Source organism: Nocardia sp. No.11, assembly GCF_038752175.1.
Taxonomy (GTDB): Bacteria; Actinomycetota; Actinomycetes; order Mycobacteriales; family Mycobacteriaceae; genus Nocardia; species Nocardia canadensis.
Genome location: NZ_JBCGFB010000287.1, coordinates 1 through 428, shown reverse-complemented (window position 1 = coordinate 428; position 428 = coordinate 1). Strand labels below are relative to the sequence as shown.

At 75.9% G+C, this 428-nt stretch carries 1 pseudogene; it reads left to right on the top strand.

Features of this window, described 5'->3' with window-relative positions:
• Nucleotides 1-428: pseudogene (locus V8688_RS32080) on the top strand (hypothetical protein); the annotation flags it as partial.

Below are 428 nucleotides of genomic sequence, written 5' to 3'. Positions count from 1 at the left end.
GCGGGGCCGCAGACGCCGATCTCGCACGGCCCGCACGCGGTGCCGGGCGCTGGTGGCGCGGGCGGCGGTGGCGGGACCTCCTACGCCTCACCGAGTCTGTCGAAGGCGAGCGTCACCACCGCCTCGGTCTCCGGCGACGGCTACGTCCTGTTCCTCACCTCCGCCGACGGCGTCCGGACGACGACCTTCGGCGTGCACGGCGACGCCGCGCAGTACTACTGCGTCGGCGACGGCGTCGACGAGATCTTCGCCGACGTGCTCGGCGCGGCGGGCGCGGGCGGCGGCCACGACTTCGGCGATGTCGGCACCGGCGGCGCGGGCGGCGGCGTGCAGGCCGTCATCGCCGTGCGGGAACGCACACAGCTGAAGATCGACGTCGGTCGCTACGGCGGACCGGGCGGCGGCTGGGGCTACGGCAAGGGCGGCGC